The 16099-nt window shown below is 40.8% G+C and carries 17 protein-coding genes and 1 riboswitch; of the genes, 5 read left to right on the forward strand and 12 right to left on the reverse strand.

Annotated elements, in window-relative coordinates:
- Nucleotides 1-291: 291 nt before the first annotated feature.
- The gene (locus NSS92_RS07885) at nucleotides 292-1038 is read right to left on the reverse strand and encodes an SDR family NAD(P)-dependent oxidoreductase (RefSeq protein WP_340867284.1); all 747 of its coding nucleotides are present in this window, start codon (nucleotides 1036-1038) and stop codon (nucleotides 292-294) included.
- A gap of 167 nt (nucleotides 1039-1205) precedes the next feature.
- Between NSS92_RS07885 and NSS92_RS07890 the strand changes: the two genes are divergently transcribed.
- Complete coding sequence (locus NSS92_RS07890; protein WP_340867285.1) at nucleotides 1206-1574, forward strand: winged helix-turn-helix transcriptional regulator; 369 nt, start codon at nucleotides 1206-1208, stop codon at nucleotides 1572-1574.
- 488 nt (nucleotides 1575-2062) lie between these two features.
- On the opposite strand, the gene queF is transcribed toward NSS92_RS07890, so the two are convergent.
- From queF to NSS92_RS07915, 5 genes are all read right to left on the reverse strand, one after another.
- On the reverse strand, nucleotides 2063-2560 hold the full coding sequence (gene queF, locus NSS92_RS07895) for a preQ(1) synthase (protein WP_003211403.1): 498 nt from the start codon (nucleotides 2558-2560) through the stop codon (nucleotides 2063-2065).
- Between the two features lie 15 nt (nucleotides 2561-2575).
- Entirely contained in the window at nucleotides 2576-3307 is a 732-nt protein-coding gene (gene queE, locus NSS92_RS07900) for a 7-carboxy-7-deazaguanine synthase QueE (RefSeq protein ID WP_267586128.1), read from the reverse strand.
- Nucleotides 3300-3740, reverse strand: coding sequence for a 6-carboxytetrahydropterin synthase QueD (queD, locus tag NSS92_RS07905; protein WP_142944640.1), 441 nt, complete (start codon nucleotides 3738-3740; stop codon nucleotides 3300-3302). The genes queE and queD overlap by 8 nt, the downstream gene beginning before the upstream one ends.
- Nucleotides 3741-4397, reverse strand: a complete 657-nt coding sequence (queC, locus tag NSS92_RS07910) for a 7-cyano-7-deazaguanine synthase QueC (RefSeq protein WP_024424683.1) — start codon at nucleotides 4395-4397, stop codon at nucleotides 3741-3743. It lies immediately after the preceding gene.
- 159 nt (nucleotides 4398-4556) lie between these two features.
- A riboswitch (PreQ1 riboswitch) is annotated at nucleotides 4557-4601 on the reverse strand.
- Between the two features lie 71 nt (nucleotides 4602-4672).
- Nucleotides 4673-5716, reverse strand: a complete 1044-nt coding sequence (locus tag NSS92_RS07915; protein ID WP_340867286.1) for a YkvI family membrane protein — start codon at nucleotides 5714-5716, stop codon at nucleotides 4673-4675.
- Between the two features lie 244 nt (nucleotides 5717-5960).
- Here NSS92_RS07915 and NSS92_RS07920 point away from each other — a divergent pair, with 244 nt between their 5' ends.
- The 3 genes from NSS92_RS07920 to motB all read left to right on the forward strand — a co-directional run bounded on the left by NSS92_RS07920 (nucleotide 5961) and on the right by motB (nucleotide 10000).
- A complete protein-coding gene (locus tag NSS92_RS07920) occupies nucleotides 5961-8063 on the forward strand; it encodes an ATP-dependent Clp protease ATP-binding subunit (RefSeq protein ID WP_340867287.1) in 2103 nt (700 codons plus the stop codon).
- A 376-nt stretch (nucleotides 8064-8439) separates the two neighbouring features.
- Entirely contained in the window at nucleotides 8440-9234 is a 795-nt protein-coding gene (gene motA / locus NSS92_RS07925) for a flagellar motor stator protein MotA (protein WP_024424680.1), read from the forward strand.
- Nucleotides 9227-10000: a flagellar motor protein MotB gene (gene motB, locus NSS92_RS07930; RefSeq protein ID WP_340867288.1), complete on the forward strand. Its 774-nt coding sequence runs from the start codon at nucleotides 9227-9229 to the stop codon at nucleotides 9998-10000. The genes motA and motB overlap by 8 nt, the downstream gene beginning before the upstream one ends.
- A gap of 223 nt (nucleotides 10001-10223) precedes the next feature.
- On the opposite strand, the gene NSS92_RS07935 is transcribed toward motB, so the two are convergent.
- Complete coding sequence (locus tag NSS92_RS07935) at nucleotides 10224-10679, reverse strand: MarR family winged helix-turn-helix transcriptional regulator (RefSeq protein WP_267586123.1); 456 nt, start codon at nucleotides 10677-10679, stop codon at nucleotides 10224-10226.
- 204 nt (nucleotides 10680-10883) lie between these two features.
- On the opposite strand from NSS92_RS07935, the gene NSS92_RS07940 reads away from it, so the two are divergent.
- Nucleotides 10884-12389, forward strand: coding sequence for an ATP-binding protein (locus tag NSS92_RS07940; protein WP_267586122.1), 1506 nt, complete (start codon nucleotides 10884-10886; stop codon nucleotides 12387-12389).
- 46 nt (nucleotides 12390-12435) lie between these two features.
- Here NSS92_RS07940 and NSS92_RS07945 read toward each other — a convergent pair whose 3' ends face one another.
- From NSS92_RS07945 to mtnW, 5 genes are all read right to left on the reverse strand, one after another.
- Nucleotides 12436-12678 (reverse strand): aspartyl-phosphate phosphatase Spo0E family protein, encoded by a 243-nt coding sequence (locus tag NSS92_RS07945; protein WP_034322108.1) that lies wholly within the window; start codon nucleotides 12676-12678, stop codon nucleotides 12436-12438.
- Between the two features lie 300 nt (nucleotides 12679-12978).
- The gene (locus NSS92_RS07950) at nucleotides 12979-13509 is read right to left on the reverse strand and encodes a 1,2-dihydroxy-3-keto-5-methylthiopentene dioxygenase (protein WP_267586121.1); all 531 of its coding nucleotides are present in this window, start codon (nucleotides 13507-13509) and stop codon (nucleotides 12979-12981) included.
- A gap of 16 nt (nucleotides 13510-13525) precedes the next feature.
- The gene (locus NSS92_RS07955) at nucleotides 13526-14164 is read right to left on the reverse strand and encodes a methylthioribulose 1-phosphate dehydratase (protein WP_267586120.1); all 639 of its coding nucleotides are present in this window, start codon (nucleotides 14162-14164) and stop codon (nucleotides 13526-13528) included.
- Nucleotides 14128-14823 carry a 2-hydroxy-3-keto-5-methylthiopentenyl-1-phosphate phosphatase gene (locus NSS92_RS07960; RefSeq protein WP_267586119.1) on the reverse strand — a complete coding sequence of 232 codons (696 nt, stop codon included), beginning with the start codon at nucleotides 14821-14823 and terminating at the stop codon, nucleotides 14128-14130. The genes NSS92_RS07955 and NSS92_RS07960 overlap by 37 nt, the downstream gene beginning before the upstream one ends.
- On the reverse strand, nucleotides 14824-16044 hold the full coding sequence (gene mtnW, locus NSS92_RS07965; RefSeq protein ID WP_340867289.1) for a 2,3-diketo-5-methylthiopentyl-1-phosphate enolase: 1221 nt from the start codon (nucleotides 16042-16044) through the stop codon (nucleotides 14824-14826).
- Between the last annotated feature and the right edge of the window lie 55 nt (nucleotides 16045-16099).

Raw genomic sequence — 16099 nt, forward strand, 5'->3', positions numbered from 1 at the left:
ATGTTTACGAGCTGGTAGCCCCCAGCCGTCCTAGCAAGTTCTATTCCCATTCGTATGAGAAGAGTGACATGACTCTTCTCTTTTTTTATGATCGATTCGCTTCAATCTCATAAAAAAAGACATGCATCCGGCATGTCTTTTCCTATTTTCTCATTTTACATATCCATCATCAAACTTAGTTTGCAGCATTTGTGGTTACTCAGAACATAAGGAAAACGACTTTTTTATACGACTCAAGTTAATCCCCATTAACTTTTTTTGGGGACGATTTGTAATCCCTTCGCAGTGACATTATACCTGTGCTAGCCCGCCATCTACGAACAATTCAACACCCGTCAAGTAACTGCTTTCGTCTGATGCAAGGAAAGATACAGCGTTTGCTACTTCTTCAGGTGTCCCAACTTTTCCAGCTGGAACAGTATTTCTGGCATTTTCCATCGCTCCTTCAAGTGCATCACCAAAAAGCTCATCGTATGCAGGTGTAAGAATAACTCCTGGACTTACCACATTTACACGGATTTCAGTACCTTTTAGGTCAAGAATCCAGTTGCGGACTAGTGCTCTTAATGCTGCTTTAGATGCTCCATATACACTAAACGCTGGGTTGCCAATTGATCCAGCAGTAGAGCCCGTTACAATAATAGAACCTACTTTGTCCGGGAATAGCGATAACGCTTTTTGAACAGTAAAGATGGTTCCTTTAACGTTAATGTCGAACGTTCTATCAACCTGCTCTTCAGTAATTTCACCTAATGGAAGGAAGTTGCCGGTGCCTGCATTAGCAAAAAGAATGTCCAACTTACCTTTTTCCTGCTTTATCATGTCATATAGTTTGTCTAAGTCTTCAAGCTTAGAAATATCACCTTGAACACCGGTTACGTTCTTGCCAATTTGGTTAACAGCTTTATCAAGTTCGTTTTGTCTACGTCCCGTGATATAAACATATGCACCTTCGTTTACAAATTTTTTTGCTGTAGCAAGACCAATCCCACTTGTTCCCCCCGTTACAAGCGCTATTTTACCTTCAAATTTCCCCATCCTTAACACTCCTTAGAATTAATATTATTTTATGTCTAGTACCTTTAAGTACTTGAAGAACAACCTACAAGATATAGTATCCTTCAGTAAGCACATTATCGGAAGTACCCACTTTTTTGTGATATAGTAACTAAAAAGTAATAAATGTGGAATGGAGAGCTTTAGATATGAAACAATTCAGCTGTGGGTTTGAAGTGACAAAGGAAGTTATTGGCGGAAAATGGAAAGGTCTTGTATTATACTTTTTAATGAATGGACCAAAGAGAACGAGTGAATTAAAGCGCATTATCCCAAATATAACTCAGAAAATGCTGATTCAAACACTTAGAGAGCTTGAAGCCAGTGGACTTGTGAGCAGAAAGATGTATAATCAAGTACCGCCGAAGGTTGAATATTCATCCACTGAACTTGGAGAATCTCTTAAACCTATCTTGCAGGAGCTCTGTCAATGGGGAATCCATTATGCGGAGCAAGAGTATGCAGAAGGTGAATATGAAATTGTACAACCAGAACAACTAAAGTTAGAATTGATGTAGCTGCTGAAGTAAATGCTAAACAACTTCAATACCATCACCTCACAGATGAAGAACAGTCAGAAATAAATGAGATATTCAATTTTGAAAGTGAAGTTCTAATAAGAAATGGCATGGACGGAGAACTTTGATGAAATTCAAAAAAGAGCTGTTTCAAATGTTAAAGAGAAGGTTCAGAAACTTAGCCAAAAAATAAATGAAGATATTGAAAATAATATTTAATGCCTATGATCTTTAGATAGGCATTTTTTCTTTCGGATAAAAAAGAAAAGACGTACAAATTGTACGCCTTAATCTGCTTCTGTCCTATCAATTTTTCACTGCATAAAAGTCACCGTTCGGTTGCACCTCAGGTCACACTTTTTAATACAATTCTCATGAGTAAAGCCACTTTTCCCACTTTTAGTGTGACGGGTCACACTTCCGCTGAAAATTAGCACTGAATGTTCGGATTTTACTGTGACTCCACTTCGTTTCACACAACGGAATAATTAGCGATTATCAATCGTTTCTGGATACATATCATGATTCATCATACGATACGATGCCATTTCTTCATACTTTGTCCCAGGTTTCCCGTAGTTCGTATACGGGTCAATTGAAATACCGCCTCTTGGTGTAAATTTGCCCCATACTTCAATATACCTTGGGTCCATCAATTCAATCAGGTCGTTCATAATAATGTTCATACAGTCCTCATGGAAGTCACCATGGTTACGGAAACTGAACAAATATAATTTTAGTGATTTACTTTCGACCATGATTTCATTTGGGATATAGCTGATATAAACCGTCGCAAAATCCGGCTGTCCTGTTTGCGGACAAAGTGACGTAAATTCTGGGCAGTTGAATTTCACAAAATAATCTCTATTTGTATGTTTATTCGGGAACGTTTCAAGCACTTGAGGTGCATAATCAAACAAATAATTGGTTCCTTGGTTTCCTAGTAACGTGACACCTTCTAATTCTTCTGGTTTTCTTGTCGTCATGTCATCTCTTCCTTTCTATACGCCTCGTTTATTTCCCCACAATAGCGTGTGAAGCTGCGGCAGCACTCTTACGCGGTTTAAGTCTGGATCTTGCGCGACTTGATCTACGAGCGCTTCATATTTCTTTAATAAATGCGTCAATAAGTACGCATCATCACCTGTCGTCGTGTCATCATTTCCTACCTGCAAATAAAAAGGAAGCTCAGGGTATTTCGCATGAACATCCTTCGCATAGGCTAGATCACGATCGTCAAAGATCACGACCTTCAGGCTAGCATGCTGCAACCTGTTTCCGCTTTTCAGCTCATCTATGATACGTGTTAGTTTCGTAAAATCAGTTTTCATATTTGAGCTTGGCGGCTTAGGAGAAATGGTTAAATCATCAATTTTCAAAAACCATTCCTGATACATCGTTCCTTGTGTTTCAAGCGCTGTATCAATCCCCTCTTCATGCAGTAAATCAATGAGGGATTCCATTTGTTTTAAAAGCGCCGGATTTCCTCCTGAAATGGTGACATGAGAAAAAGCCTGTCCGCCTATTCTTTTTAATTCTTTGACAATGTCTTCTGCCTCAAGCCACTGAATGTCATGCTTCGCTGAGCCATCCCATGTAAAAGAGGAATCACACCAGCTGCACGAGTAGTCACAGCCAGCCGTTCTGACAAACATGGTTTTTTGTCCAATGACCATTCCTTCTCCTTGAATGGTTGGACCAAAGATTTCTAATACAGGAATCGTTTTAGCCATTGATCTCAACTCGTTTCGGACGGTAAATGCAGTAGCTTGTTGGTGTCTCTCTGACAAAGACCTGAACACATGTCGGCTTGTTCGCTAAAGTCGATAAATACGCTGCGACTTTGTCATGTACGGTCTTTGCCACCACCTCAGTGGTTGGCATCGCGTATGGATCGTTTGATGAAAATTCCTCATGATCATTAAGAAGCGTGTGATCGTACTGCCCATGAATGAGCTTCTTCAATGTACTGAAATTGACAAGGAAACCCGAGTCATCTAGGTCGTCTCCCGCAATCGTGATATTGATGGTGTACGTATGACCATGAACACGGCTGCATGCGCCAGCATCTTCTCGCGGGATGAAATGGGCAGCTGATACATGCATGTCTTTGTTCAATTCAAATGAAAATGGATGATCGGTTTGTGGATAGATTTGAGAAAGCATTTATTTTGCCTCCTTCATTTCCATATAAGTGTCATAGCCGTTTTTCCGCAGCTTACACGCAGGACATTCCCCGCAGCCATCAGAGATGATGCCGTTATAGCAAGTGAGCGTTTCATTTTTCACAAAATCAAGCGCATTGAGCTCATCTGCCAGCTTCCATGTTTCTGCTTTATTCAGCCACATCAGTGGCGTATGAATAACAAATGGCTTTTCCATTGCTAAATTCACTGTGACGTTGCAAGATTTCACAAACTCGTCACGGCAATCTGGATAGCCGCTAAAGTCTGTCTCGCAAACTCCTGTGATAATATGTCTTGCTCCGATTTGATACGCAAGAATAGAGGCAAAGGATAAGAACACTAAGTTTCTTCCTGGCACAAATGTGGAAGGAAGCTCGCCTTCTTTTTCCTCAATATCAATGTCATCTCTTGTTAAAGCATTAGGTGCGAGCTGATTCAAAAGAGACATATCTAATAGATGATTCTTCACACCTAATTTGTCAGCGATTCTTTTGGCGACATCAATTTCTTCTTGATGACGCTGATTATAATGAAAGGTCACTGTTTCTACCTCTTCAAATTGTTGCAGTGCCCATAATAAACATGTCGTACTGTCCTGTCCCCCGCTAAAGACAACGACTGCTTTTTCATTTTTCATTTTCTGTTCTCCTCCTTTTGCAGATGAGTACAACCGTACAACACTGCAGCTGAAAGGCTCCTGAAAACCCCTATTTTTCTCAAAAGAAAAGACACCTTTACATGTGTATGAGGTGTCCCAGCCATAAAAAATAAAAAATGCCACATCCAAGGATACGGCAAGTCCTTAGTTTTTTATAGAGGGTTTTGCTAGAACCTCTCCCGTCTTCACGGATTTTTGTTCAATTTTCACAGAGGATAGTGTACCACATATTTTTCATGCAGGCTATCCCTTCTTTACTTATCAAGCGATGCAGGCACTTTTTTTAGACAAAGAAAGAGGATAAAAAAGATGCTGACATAGCCAAAAACCGGATAAACCGTTGAAATCAGCGTACCGTAACCAATTTTACTGATCACATAGCAGCATATGAGAATAAGGGATATCGTATAGATGCTGTTCATTCGGATATATGCCCTCACTTGTCTCTCCAGCCCGTATAAATTGCCTATGACGGAGGTAAAAACTTCACCGAAGATGACAAATAAATAAATGAGATGAATGGAGTTTGCGACTTGATACACTACCTGGGCCATTGGAATATCAAACGCCTCCAGCATATCTAATGAAGAAAGAGATAAAAAGCAAGCAAGCAAAACGAGTGTCAGCATGACGCCCCCAAGCACCGCTCCCTTTTTAATGACAGCCTCAGAGGTCATTTCATTTGCGACGGGTACTAACACTGCCTGTGACAGTGCTAAATTAAAGGCACCATATGACACTGCTGATAATATCCACTCGCCCTCACCCATTTGCAGCGCAAGAACATAACTTTCACTGCTGCTAAAAACAAATGAATCAAGAAACACGATCAATGAAAAGAAAATCAGCATTGGAACGACAAGCACGTTGACACCAAATAACCCTTTTGAACCTTTAAAGAGTACAATGACGCTCAGAATGATCGTCAAAAAGATCCCATACTCCTTCGATATGCCAAGCTGTTCCTCAAAAATAGCCCCTGCGCCTGAAATCATCACTGAGGTGACACCAAGTAAAATAAAAAACATGATAATATTAATATATCGACTCGCAGCTGTGCCAAATAAAAAACGGTTCATATCTTGATAAGACTCTGCTTCGATTCGTTTCGAAATCAGCATCATTTTTGCACCAAGGCCAGTAAAAATAACGCCGCTAATCAGGATTCCTAATAGTCCAATCCATCCAAAACGAACAAAAAATTCTACGATTTCTTTTCCTGTCGCAAACCCAGCTCCAACCACTGTTCCTACATATACAAAGGCAAGCTGAAAAGCGGATTCATTTGAACGTTTCATGTGACCCCTCCGCAACCATCACTTTCGATTGTCTCTTTTTTATCCTATGAGACAAGTTCCTTGAAAAGAAGGACAAACCATGATTAAATGCAAAAAAGGATTTTTATTCGCCTTTGAGCAAAACAGTTGAAAGTCAAAATAGGTCAGAGTATACTATAGTCAAAGATGGTCAAACAATAGACCATTTTCTTTAACATTCATTGGTCAAATAAAGTCAAACTTTATTTTAAGGAGGTCATGGCAAATGCGTTGTCAACATTGTCAAGTAAATGAAGCAACTATTCGCCTGAATATGCAAGTAAATTCGTCCCGGAGCCAAATGGTTTTATGTGAAGACTGCTATACCTCTTTGATGGAGCAGTCAAAAATGAAAATGGGACCTCAGCTGTTTGGAGGAAGTTCATTCTTCTCTCAGGCAGCAGGACATGCTCCAAACGGGGAGCAGCCAAAGCAAAAGGGCTTACTCGATGAGCTTGGCCGTAACTTAACAGATGGAGCAAATGCTGGTTTAATTGATCCAGTCATTGGCCGTGATGAAGAAGTCGCAAGAGTCATTGAGATTTTAAATAGAAGAAATAAAAATAACCCTGTTCTTATTGGTGAACCAGGTGTTGGGAAAACAGCGATCGCAGAAGGACTCGCACTGAAAATTGCGAGCGGCGATGTGCCAAATAAATTAAAGAACAAACAAATCTATTTATTAGATGTCTCTTCACTTGTCGCAAACACAGGTGTACGAGGTCAATTTGAGGAAAGAATGAAGCAGTTAATTAAAGAACTGCAAAACCGTAAAAATATCATCTTATTTGTAGATGAAATCCACCTTCTTGTGGGCGCAGGATCTGCAGAAGGATCAATGGATGCTGGAAACATCTTAAAACCAGCCCTTGCAAGGGGCGAACTGCAGCTAGTAGGTGCGACAACATTAAAAGAATATCGCCAAATTGAAAAAGATGCTGCACTCGAACGACGCTTCCAGCCCGTCATCGTGGATGAGCCAACACAAGATGAAGCGATCGACATCTTAAAAGGCATTCAAGATAAGTACGAGGCCTATCATGGTGTCACCTATTCAGATGAAGCGGTCAAAGCGTGCGTTCAATTATCTTCGCGGTATATTCAAGATCGTCATTTGCCGGATAAAGCCATTGATTTAATGGATGAAGCTGGTTCAAAAGCGAACCTCTCCATTGATGCAGCAAGTGAAGATGAGCTGACAAACCGATTAGCGCAAATTGCCGCAGAAAAACAAGCTGCGCTAAAAGAAGAACAATATGAAAAAGCAGCGAAGCTTCGCGATGAAGAAGAAGCCATTGAAGCAAGACTTCAAAACAAAACAACTGACAAAGAACATATCGTTACAGCAGAGGACATTCAAGCCATTGTGGAACAAAAAACAGGCATTCCTGTCGGTAAACTGCAAGCAGACGAACAAACCAAAATGAAAGAAATTGACGTCCGTCTAAAAGCACGAGTGATTGGGCAGGAACATGCAGTTGACAAAGTGGCGAAAGCCGTTAAAAGAAGCAGAGCTGGTTTAAAATCGAAACATAGACCGACTGGCTCCTTCCTTTTCGTTGGACCAACAGGTGTCGGGAAAACTGAATTGTCTAAAACGCTGGCTGAAGAATTATTTGGTTCAAGAGATGCGATCATTCGTTTAGATATGAGTGAGTACATGGAAAAACACTCTGTGTCCAAACTCATCGGTTCTCCTCCTGGTTACGTTGGACATGATGAAGCTGGCCAGCTGACTGAAAAAGTGCGCAGAAAACCATACAGCATCATTTTGCTGGATGAAATTGAAAAAGCACATCCAGATGTACAGCACATGTTCCTTCAAATCATGGAAGATGGCCGCTTAACAGACAGCCAGGGCAGAACGGTCAGCTTTAAAGATACAGTCATCATCATGACAAGTAACGCAGGCAGCGCAGATAAAACGGTCAAAGTCGGCTTCCAGTCTGATCAGGAAGAAGCGATTGAGGAACAATCACTCATTGATTCACTGAGCAGCTACTTCAAACCAGAATTTTTGAACCGTTTTGACAGCATCATTCAATTTGATTCATTAGACAGAGATGATTTAGTGAAGATTGTTGATCTTCTGCTCAATGAGCTGTCAGAGCAATTAAAAGAACAGAATTTAACAGTCCATGTCACAAATGAAGCGAAAGAAAAAATCGCAGATCTTGGGTATCACCCTGCCTTTGGTGCTCGTCCACTTCGAAGAACCATCCAAGAGCACATTGAAGATCAAATGACAGAGATCTTGCTTGAAGAGGAGCAGCTTTCTGGATTTACTGTGGATGTTGAACATGACGAGATCGTCGTAAAAAAAGGATAACTACATCTTCAGGATGATATGCACCTCCAACATGTTGCGGCGTCTAAGTTCCATCTGAACGACGACGCTCCCCCGTCTCTTTTCCTTTACGATAAAAGAAAAAGAGGTGGATCACATGATGAATTGGAGCTACGATCTTGTCAAAATCATGTATGAAGAAAAATTAAAAGAGCTGCTTCATTTAGATGAACCAGCTCAAAACGATTAAATGGAGACTCCCTTTATATGAGAGGGAGTTTCTTTTTACGCAGATAGAAAGCGCTTTCGTCAAAAATTCTTCACAGAAACTGTCTTAATTTTATATTCTGACTAAAACCCTTCTGGAACACACCGATATTAACTATAGAAAAAGATAGTTAAAGGATTTGGTGAGATAATGGACAAAACATCGTTAATTGGTATTATTTTAGCATTTATTGCACTAGGTGTCGGTATGGTTTTGAAAGGTGTGAGTCTAACTGCTCTTCTCAACCCGGCAGCTATATTAATCATCATTGTTGGGACGGTTGCAGCTGTTGTCATCGCATTCCCTTCTAGTGAAATTAAGAAAACACCAAAATTGTTCGGCAAAATTTTCAAAGACAGCCAGCTTCCAACGATTCAAGAAATGATCCCTCTATTTTCAAACTGGGCACAAATCGCGCGTCGTGAAGGTCTTTTGGCATTAGAAGCAAGTCTTGAGGAAGTCGATGATGATTTTCTAAAGAACGGGTTAAGCATGGCGGTTGACGGCCAAAGTGCTGAATTTATTCGAGACGTCTTAACAGAAGAAGTCGACGCGATGTCTGAACGACATCAGTCAGGCGCATTAATCTTTACACAAGCTGGTACATACGCTCCGACGCTAGGGGTGCTTGGCGCCGTTGTCGGACTTATTGCCGCACTTGCCAACATGGGAGATATTGAAGCACTTGGACATGCAATCAGTGCTGCCTTCGTCGCCACACTGCTTGGGATTTTTACCGGATATGTGTTATGGCATCCATTTGCCAACAAGCTGAAGCGTAAATCAAAGGAAGAAGTAAAGCTTCGTCTGATTATGATCGAAGGTATTCTTTCTGTTCTTGAAGGTCAATCTCCAAAAGTCATTGAACAAAAACTTCTTATGTACTTACCAGCAAAAGAACGTGCAAATCTTGTCATTGAAGAAGGAGAAAATCAAAATGGCTAGGAAACGTAAAAAACATGATGATCATGAAGACCATGTAGATGAATCTTGGCTTATCCCTTATGCCGATCTTCTGACGCTTCTTCTCGCCCTCTTCATTGTGCTTTTTGCATCTAGTTCAATTGATGCGGCGAAATATGAACAGATGGCTAAATCTTTTAATGTGGTTTTTACTGGCGGTACTGGTGTCATGGATCAATCCAGCATGCAAAGCACGGAAGAAACTGAACACAGTAACCAGACCAAAAAAGCAGCCGAGGAAGAAGAAGATGAAGAAGCCAAAGCAAAGGCTCGAGACCAAGCGGTTCTCACAAAGGTCAAACAGCAGGTCGATTCATTCATTGCAAATAAGAAACTTGGATCCAAGCTCGAAACAAAGCTTACGGATGAAGGACTCCTCATTACGATTGAGGACAGTATCTTCTTTGATTCTGGGCGGGCAGTTATTCGCTCTCAGGATGTCCCGTTAGCAAAAGAAATCTCAAAGCTGCTCGTCATTAATCCCGCTCGTGACATTGTCATTAGCGGACATACAGATAATGTACCGATCAGAAATTCAGAATTTGAATCAAACTGGTATTTAAGCGCCATTCGTGCTGTGAACTTTTTAAATATTCTTCTTGAAAACAGCAATCTAAACCAAGAGAACTTTAGTACAAAAGGATACGGCGAATTCAAACCGATTGCCTCAAACGATACAGCAGAAGGCAGAAGTAAAAACCGACGTGTAGAAGTACTCATTTTACCGATTGAGAAAAAAGCGAAATAAAAAAAGAAGCCGATGGCTTCTTTTTGTTGACAAAGGGCTAAAATGATCTCTATTTTAGCCCTTTGTCTTCTTTTAGCGTGATAGAAAACCTTTGCAGTCTAGGAAGGACGAGTATACCGGAGCGGAGCGAATTGGGCATTCGTGAGCACCGGCACGCAGGACTGACACCGAATGCGAGGGTTTGTCCGCGCGCTGAAAAGGAAGCCAGCGGCTTCCTTTTTATTTATTCTTGATGATCATATAAATGCTTTGCACGCAGCCCCACATGTTTGAGCATATCAATGCAGGCATCCTTTTCTTCTTCGCTCAGGACGCTGATCATCTCATGAATTTCTTTCGCATGATCTGGGAAGATGTCATCAAGCAAATCTCGTCCCTGCTTGGTAATATGCGCAAATGTCACCCTGCGGTCTTCTGCACAAGCCTTGCGACTGAGGAGTTCTTTCTTCTCCAATTTATCGACCACATACGTGATGCTGCCGCTTGCAAGCAAAATCTTATCACCGATTTGCTGAAGCGGCTGATCACCTTTATGATACAGCAATTCCAGCACAGCAAATTCAGTTGGATTCAGCCCGTGCTTCACAATATGTTTGTTCATGTGATGATTAATTGAGCGATAGGCACGTGATAATACAATAAATAATTTCAATGATTTTTCAACATTATGATTTTCCATTTTTTATCATCCTTTATGAAATGCAACCCACTAATGTGACATTAATAAACAATAAGTAAAATGTCAACATTTTGATCCATCTTTAGCACGAAAATGAGACCAGAACGAATCACCTAATTTTTTAAAAATCACACAAGTCATCGTAATAAAGATAGGTTCAATGCTATAATAAGTCTATTAGGTAATACGTTGGAGCGATGAATGATGAGTATACTGAAAGGGTTTTGGAAGAAGATCAGGCTTTACCTTATTTTGGTCATGCTTCCAACCCTAATCATTAGTTATTTTATCTACGAGAAAGAAACTGAAAAAATTGATTTAAAGAACAAACAAACCGCTACACTTATGTTAAATATTCACAAAAACCAAATGAATTATTTAATAAGTGAAACAGAAGCGAGATTAACTTCCCTTGCCATGGGATTTGACCAGCCGCTTGAGACGAAAAAAGTACAAAACATCCTAGAGAAAATCTATAAACAAGAACCTCGTTTTTCAGGTCTGTATCTCCTAGACAAAAAAGGAAATGTAACAGCAAGCACCACCCCGTTAAAGGAAAAAATCAACCTATCATTCAGAGATTACTTTAAACGCATTCAAGTGACCAAGCAGACCGTGATCACAGACAACTATGTGAGCCGAATTACAAAACAGCGGATTCTCTCCATTTGTGTGCCTGTTCTGGATGAAAACGATGAAGTCACCAATGTGCTGGTTGCCGCCATTCAAATTGATTATTTAAGAAATATAATGAATGTATTGAACCCTGATCTTCATTTTAAGATGCTGAATCAAAATGGACATGTCGTGTTTACAAGCGGTCCACAGCCAGTATCCGAAAACGGCAGCACCGTGTCTACATATTTAGATGAAAACAGCTGGAAGCTGGAGGTCTTTCCGCAGCGTGCTTCAACAAGTGAAGTGCTGTCTGTGATGCTGATCCCTTTATCCAGTGCTTTTATTTTATTAAATATTTTATTCACACTTGTCCAATACATCGTGTTAAGGCGGCAAACTCAGCAGGAGCGTCATCAAAACGAAGCGCAGAAGCTTGAATTGATCGGAACCCTCGCAGCAAGTACGGCACATGAAATTCGTAACCCATTAACAGGGATTAGCGGATTTATCCAGCTTTTGCAAAAGAAGTATCATTCAGAAGAAGATCAGCTCTATTTTTCTGTCATCGAGGAAGAAATTAAACGGATCAACCAAATCGTCAGTGAATTTCTTGTATTAGGAAAGCCAACGGCAGAAAAATGGCAGAATAACTCTGTAAAAGAAATTGTAAGTGAAATCATGCCGATCGTTTTCTCTGAGGCGAACCTTTATAATGTTGAAGTGGATTTGCAGATCAATACGATTCAAGATGTTGGTGTGTATTGCACGAAGGATCATATTAAACAAGTCGTGTTAAATGTAGCGAAGAACTCTTTAGAAGCGATGCCAAACGGCGGTCATTTGAAGATTGTGATCGAGGCTGAAAAAGAACATGTCATCATTAAAGTGAAAGATACAGGTGAAGGCATACCAGAAGAGATGTTAAAACACATCTTCCTCCCCTTTATTACGTCGAAGGAAAAAGGCACAGGTCTTGGTCTTGTCGTGTGTAAACGAATCATTTCAATGTATGGCGGAACAATTGATATTCATAGCGAAGTGAATAAAGGAACGACTGTCATGATTATGCTTCCTTCTGCTCACTCAGCATAGCTGAAGATGTCAGCCGGTTTTGCTTATGCAAGACCGGTTTTTTATGTCAATAAGAGGGACGGTTCACAGATAGAAGACTCATTTGAGACACAAGATCATGAAAGGAGGGGGCAGATTGTTTCTCATGAAAAAGAAGATGCTGATATTCATTCATTAGGTTGTCCAGTTCTTGACTATATTTAATTGTCGTCTCACCAGTGTACCCTTCCACTTGAGCAGCTTCTACCATTTGTTTTCTCTTCTCATCAATGGACATCAGCAATTGTTCTTTCCTTACATAAATATTCATGATCTCAGCTCCCGCAATGATTTCGACTGTCTATGCTCAAAATGATCCGACACCAAAATTATACTTTATTTGTAAATTAAATGAAATATGCTTATTTTATTTAATTTTTTACAGCCTAAAGACCTTTTACCCAATCAAATTTGGGGGTAAACTTCAAATTTGGACAGGACTGACACATTGATTAAACAGAATTTTATCCTATGCAGAAGATCAAAATCAACTATTTTCTTTCTCATTTTATGTCTAATTTCCTGAAAAAAAGCTGATCTTCCGCCTCATGCGGAATGATCAGCTCTAACATTAAACCGTTTCTTCCTCGTAAATTGGCACCCAGCCCTCAGTTGTGACAAATATGCGAACTGCGACCACTTTGCGATCCTCTTGAAGTGTAAAATAATGACGAATGTTTGGCGGCACAGAAATTAAATCGCCTGGATTCAGTCTCACATCAAAAAAGATGCCATCCTTGCCTTGAATAGCAAAGATTCCGTGCCCGCTTACAATAAAACGTACTTCGTCATCTGTATGATGATGCTCACGTTTAAAGTTTTGGAGCAGTTCATCAAGATTTGGTGTGGCATCAGATAATGAAATCACATCCTGCGCTTTGTACCCTCTTTTCTCAGAAATACTTTTGATTTCCTTTTGGAATACAGTCAAAATCTCTTCCTTTTCCTCATCGGTTAAATCATACTTTTCTGATAAACGGTTTGGCAGCTTTTCAATATCCCAATGCTCATAAATAACCCCTTGGTTTTCTAAATATGATGCTACCTCTTGCTCGCTTTCCAGTAATGTGTTCTCTTCGTTATGAATCAAAATCGTCGCCATTTGTTTTTCCTCCTTTTTATCTCACAAGCGGCTGTTGATAAAGCGCTAATTTTAAGTGATAGCTAAATAAAAATTCATATGCTTCTAATACTCGTTTTGCTTCAAAGGCTGTTTTTCCCCAGACAGTTATGCCATGATTGCGAATGAGTACAGCACCAGATGACGCCTCTAGTGTCAGATGTTTTGCAAATTGCTCTGCAAGATGCGGAATATGAGCTGGATTTTCAATAATCGGAATCGACACTTCTGCATCCTCTTCCCAATAACCAAGCGCTTTGATGATTTCGTTGCCTCGAAAACGAATTTCCCCCTTATCCCCATACAGCTCTGACATCACATTATTATCAATTGTATGGACATGGAGGCAGCAGCCTGCTTTCGTCCGTTCATACACGTAAGTGTGGAGCAGTGTTTCAGCTGATGGTCTAAGCGGCTCGTTCGGATCATGAGGCTGGCCTGCCGCATTCACTAGCACAAAATCTTCGTTTGTTTCTTTTCGTTTATCTTTGCCGCTTGCCGTCACCAAAAACGTGATTGGATCATCCGACACCTTGATCGATAAATTACCGCTTGTTCCGAAAAACCAGTCTCTTTGTGCCAGTTCACGTTTAACGTCTGCTAGCTCCTGCCAGCGTTTGCTCTTTGCCTCTGCCATTCCTTCACTTCCTTTATTTGAACAAATTGCGTGTGTAGATCAATAAATGTGTCGTACTCCTTATGTACGAGCCCGAGTTCTTGACATTCATTGAGCAAGTAGTCGCGCGCAAACGTAAGATCCGCATATTTCGCCGCCTCCACATCGGTCACTGAATCTCCGATCATGATGATGAAGTCATCCTCATGAGTCAGCTTTCGAATGATCGAGGGCTTGCAGCATCCGCAGCCATTTTGACATTGCGTATCGCAGGCATGCGGCCACTCAATCTGAATATGGTCTCCCACAAATGATGCATGATTACAATAAATATCGTCTCGATCGACAATGCCTTCGAGGATAGGGTAGACAAAAAAGTCCATCCCCCCGCTAAGTACATAGAAAGGAATATCTGCTTTTTTTACCTCATCCACAAATTGCTTAAATCCTTCTCGAATCTCTGTATCCTCTAAAATAAAAGATTGAATGGCATCCTTCTGATCACTTGTCAGTAATTGAAACATCTGCCCGACGCCTTCTTGAATGGTGATTTCCTTTGACAAGACACCATCCTTCAGCTTCGTCCATTCACTCGGTGCAAACTGTTTCATGATGCGGATGATATTATCATTTTTTGTAATCGTTCCATCAAAATCACAACAGACAATTGGTTTTTTCATTTATTCTGCTACCCTTCCCCAAAGATCAAGTGCCGCTTGTAAGTCTTGGCAGGAAGCCGCCTTATCTCGGATTGACTCTTCATGTATCACTGCATCAATAATTGATCGAAATGCCTTCCCTCCGCTGATGGCTCCCCGCGGATGTCCGTGAATGCCTCCACCTGCGTTAATCACATGATCAATTCCAAAATCTTTGATCAATACTGGAACCATTCCTGGATGAATGCCTGCTGACGGGACAGGGAATGTTTTTTGAACTGTATCCTCTTTTACGCAAGCTTCATAGATTCCAAGGGCATCTTTTTTAGAAAGTGCAACCGACCCATAAGGTGAGGGAAAGAGGCTCAAATCAGCGCCAGCATATCGATTTAATTTGCCTAAAAGAAGAGAATGCGAGAATCCATATTCAGGAGAGGATGTCAAAGCACCACTCACAGCGGGATGCGCCATAATAGGCAGTGGAATATCTGGGTCCTCAGCTAAGCTTTGCATGACATCCAGGCCGTAAGCAAAGACATTGAATAAGAGCGCATCTGCCCCAAGTTCAGCGGCTTTTCTCGCTCGATCCTTCAGGTCAAAGGTTCTGCCCGTTAAATTGACAGCATACAGCGTGCGGTGTCCTGTCTCTTCATACGTTTCTTTTAAAATCTCTTTTCCTTCTTTGATCCGTTCTTCAAAAGGAGCTAATGGACTTTCAAATAAAATTTCATCGTCTTTGATGAGATCAACCCCGCCTAGTGCCTGTAAACGGAGCTGCTCTTTTAAATCCTGCATATCACGGCCGATGACGCCTTTAAAAATACTCATCAATAATGGACGATCAAACACGCCTACCTTTTTTCGTATGCCATCAATTCCAAATACCGGTCCTGGCAGGCTTTTTTTAAATCCTTCAGAAAATTGGATATCGACTAGCTTCACTTTTCCATCTAGTGAGAGCTTTCCAAAAATCGTCGTGAAAACAGCTGGTAAATCAGCTGAAAAGTTTGCCTCAGGATAAGCAATGGTCACCTCTGATTGATAAAGGCCATTTTCGTCTGGAGCAGCCTTTTCTGATACTTTTTCAACTCGGCCTTTATGCTTTTGAAGCTGCTCCTTTTTGAGCTGCGGCAAATCCGTCCATGATCCAACTGTTAAACCAAGCGCGATCTGCTCCGCTTTTCGATTTATTTGTTCATCCTCTCGATGTGTTAATACGTATGTTGCCAGTAATTCACTCACTAGGAATCCCCTTTCGATTGCGTCATGCATATGTTCAATAAAAAAACCTCTTCAA

This window comes from Bacillus sp. FSL M8-0166 (assembly GCF_038008825.1).
Classification (GTDB): Bacteria; Bacillota; Bacilli; order Bacillales; family Bacillaceae; genus Bacillus; species Bacillus safensis.

Bases quoted from the DNA above. Each gene is read 5' to 3' on its own strand.
- NSS92_RS07885 (WP_340867284.1), bottom strand. From the start codon at position 1,038: ATGGGGAAATTTGAAGGTAAAATAGCGCTTGTAACGGGGGGAACAAGT.
- NSS92_RS07890 (WP_340867285.1), top strand. From the start codon at position 1,206: ATGAAACAATTCAGCTGTGGGTTTGAAGTGACAAAGGAAGTTATTGGC.
- queF (WP_003211403.1), bottom strand. From the start codon at position 2,560: ATGACGACAAGAAAACCAGAAGAATTAGAAGGTGTCACGTTACTAGGA.
- queE (WP_267586128.1), bottom strand. From the start codon at position 3,307: ATGGCTAAAACGATTCCTGTATTAGAAATCTTTGGTCCAACCATTCAA.
- queD (WP_142944640.1), bottom strand. From the start codon at position 3,740: ATGCTTTCTCAAATCTATCCACAAACCGATCATCCATTTTCATTTGAA.
- queC (WP_024424683.1), bottom strand. From the start codon at position 4,397: ATGAAAAATGAAAAAGCAGTCGTTGTCTTTAGCGGGGGACAGGACAGT.
- NSS92_RS07915 (WP_340867286.1), bottom strand. From the start codon at position 5,716: ATGAAACGTTCAAATGAATCCGCTTTTCAGCTTGCCTTTGTATATGTA.
- NSS92_RS07920 (WP_340867287.1), top strand. From the start codon at position 5,961: ATGCGTTGTCAACATTGTCAAGTAAATGAAGCAACTATTCGCCTGAAT.
- motA (WP_024424680.1), top strand. From the start codon at position 8,440: ATGGACAAAACATCGTTAATTGGTATTATTTTAGCATTTATTGCACTA.
- motB (WP_340867288.1), top strand. From the start codon at position 9,227: ATGGCTAGGAAACGTAAAAAACATGATGATCATGAAGACCATGTAGAT.
- NSS92_RS07935 (WP_267586123.1), bottom strand. From the start codon at position 10,679: ATGGAAAATCATAATGTTGAAAAATCATTGAAATTATTTATTGTATTA.
- NSS92_RS07940 (WP_267586122.1), top strand. From the start codon at position 10,884: ATGAGTATACTGAAAGGGTTTTGGAAGAAGATCAGGCTTTACCTTATT.
- NSS92_RS07945 (WP_034322108.1), bottom strand. From the start codon at position 12,678: ATGAATATTTATGTAAGGAAAGAACAATTGCTGATGTCCATTGATGAG.
- NSS92_RS07950 (WP_267586121.1), bottom strand. From the start codon at position 13,509: ATGGCGACGATTTTGATTCATAACGAAGAGAACACATTACTGGAAAGC.
- NSS92_RS07955 (WP_267586120.1), bottom strand. From the start codon at position 14,164: ATGGCAGAGGCAAAGAGCAAACGCTGGCAGGAGCTAGCAGACGTTAAA.
- NSS92_RS07960 (WP_267586119.1), bottom strand. From the start codon at position 14,823: ATGAAAAAACCAATTGTCTGTTGTGATTTTGATGGAACGATTACAAAA.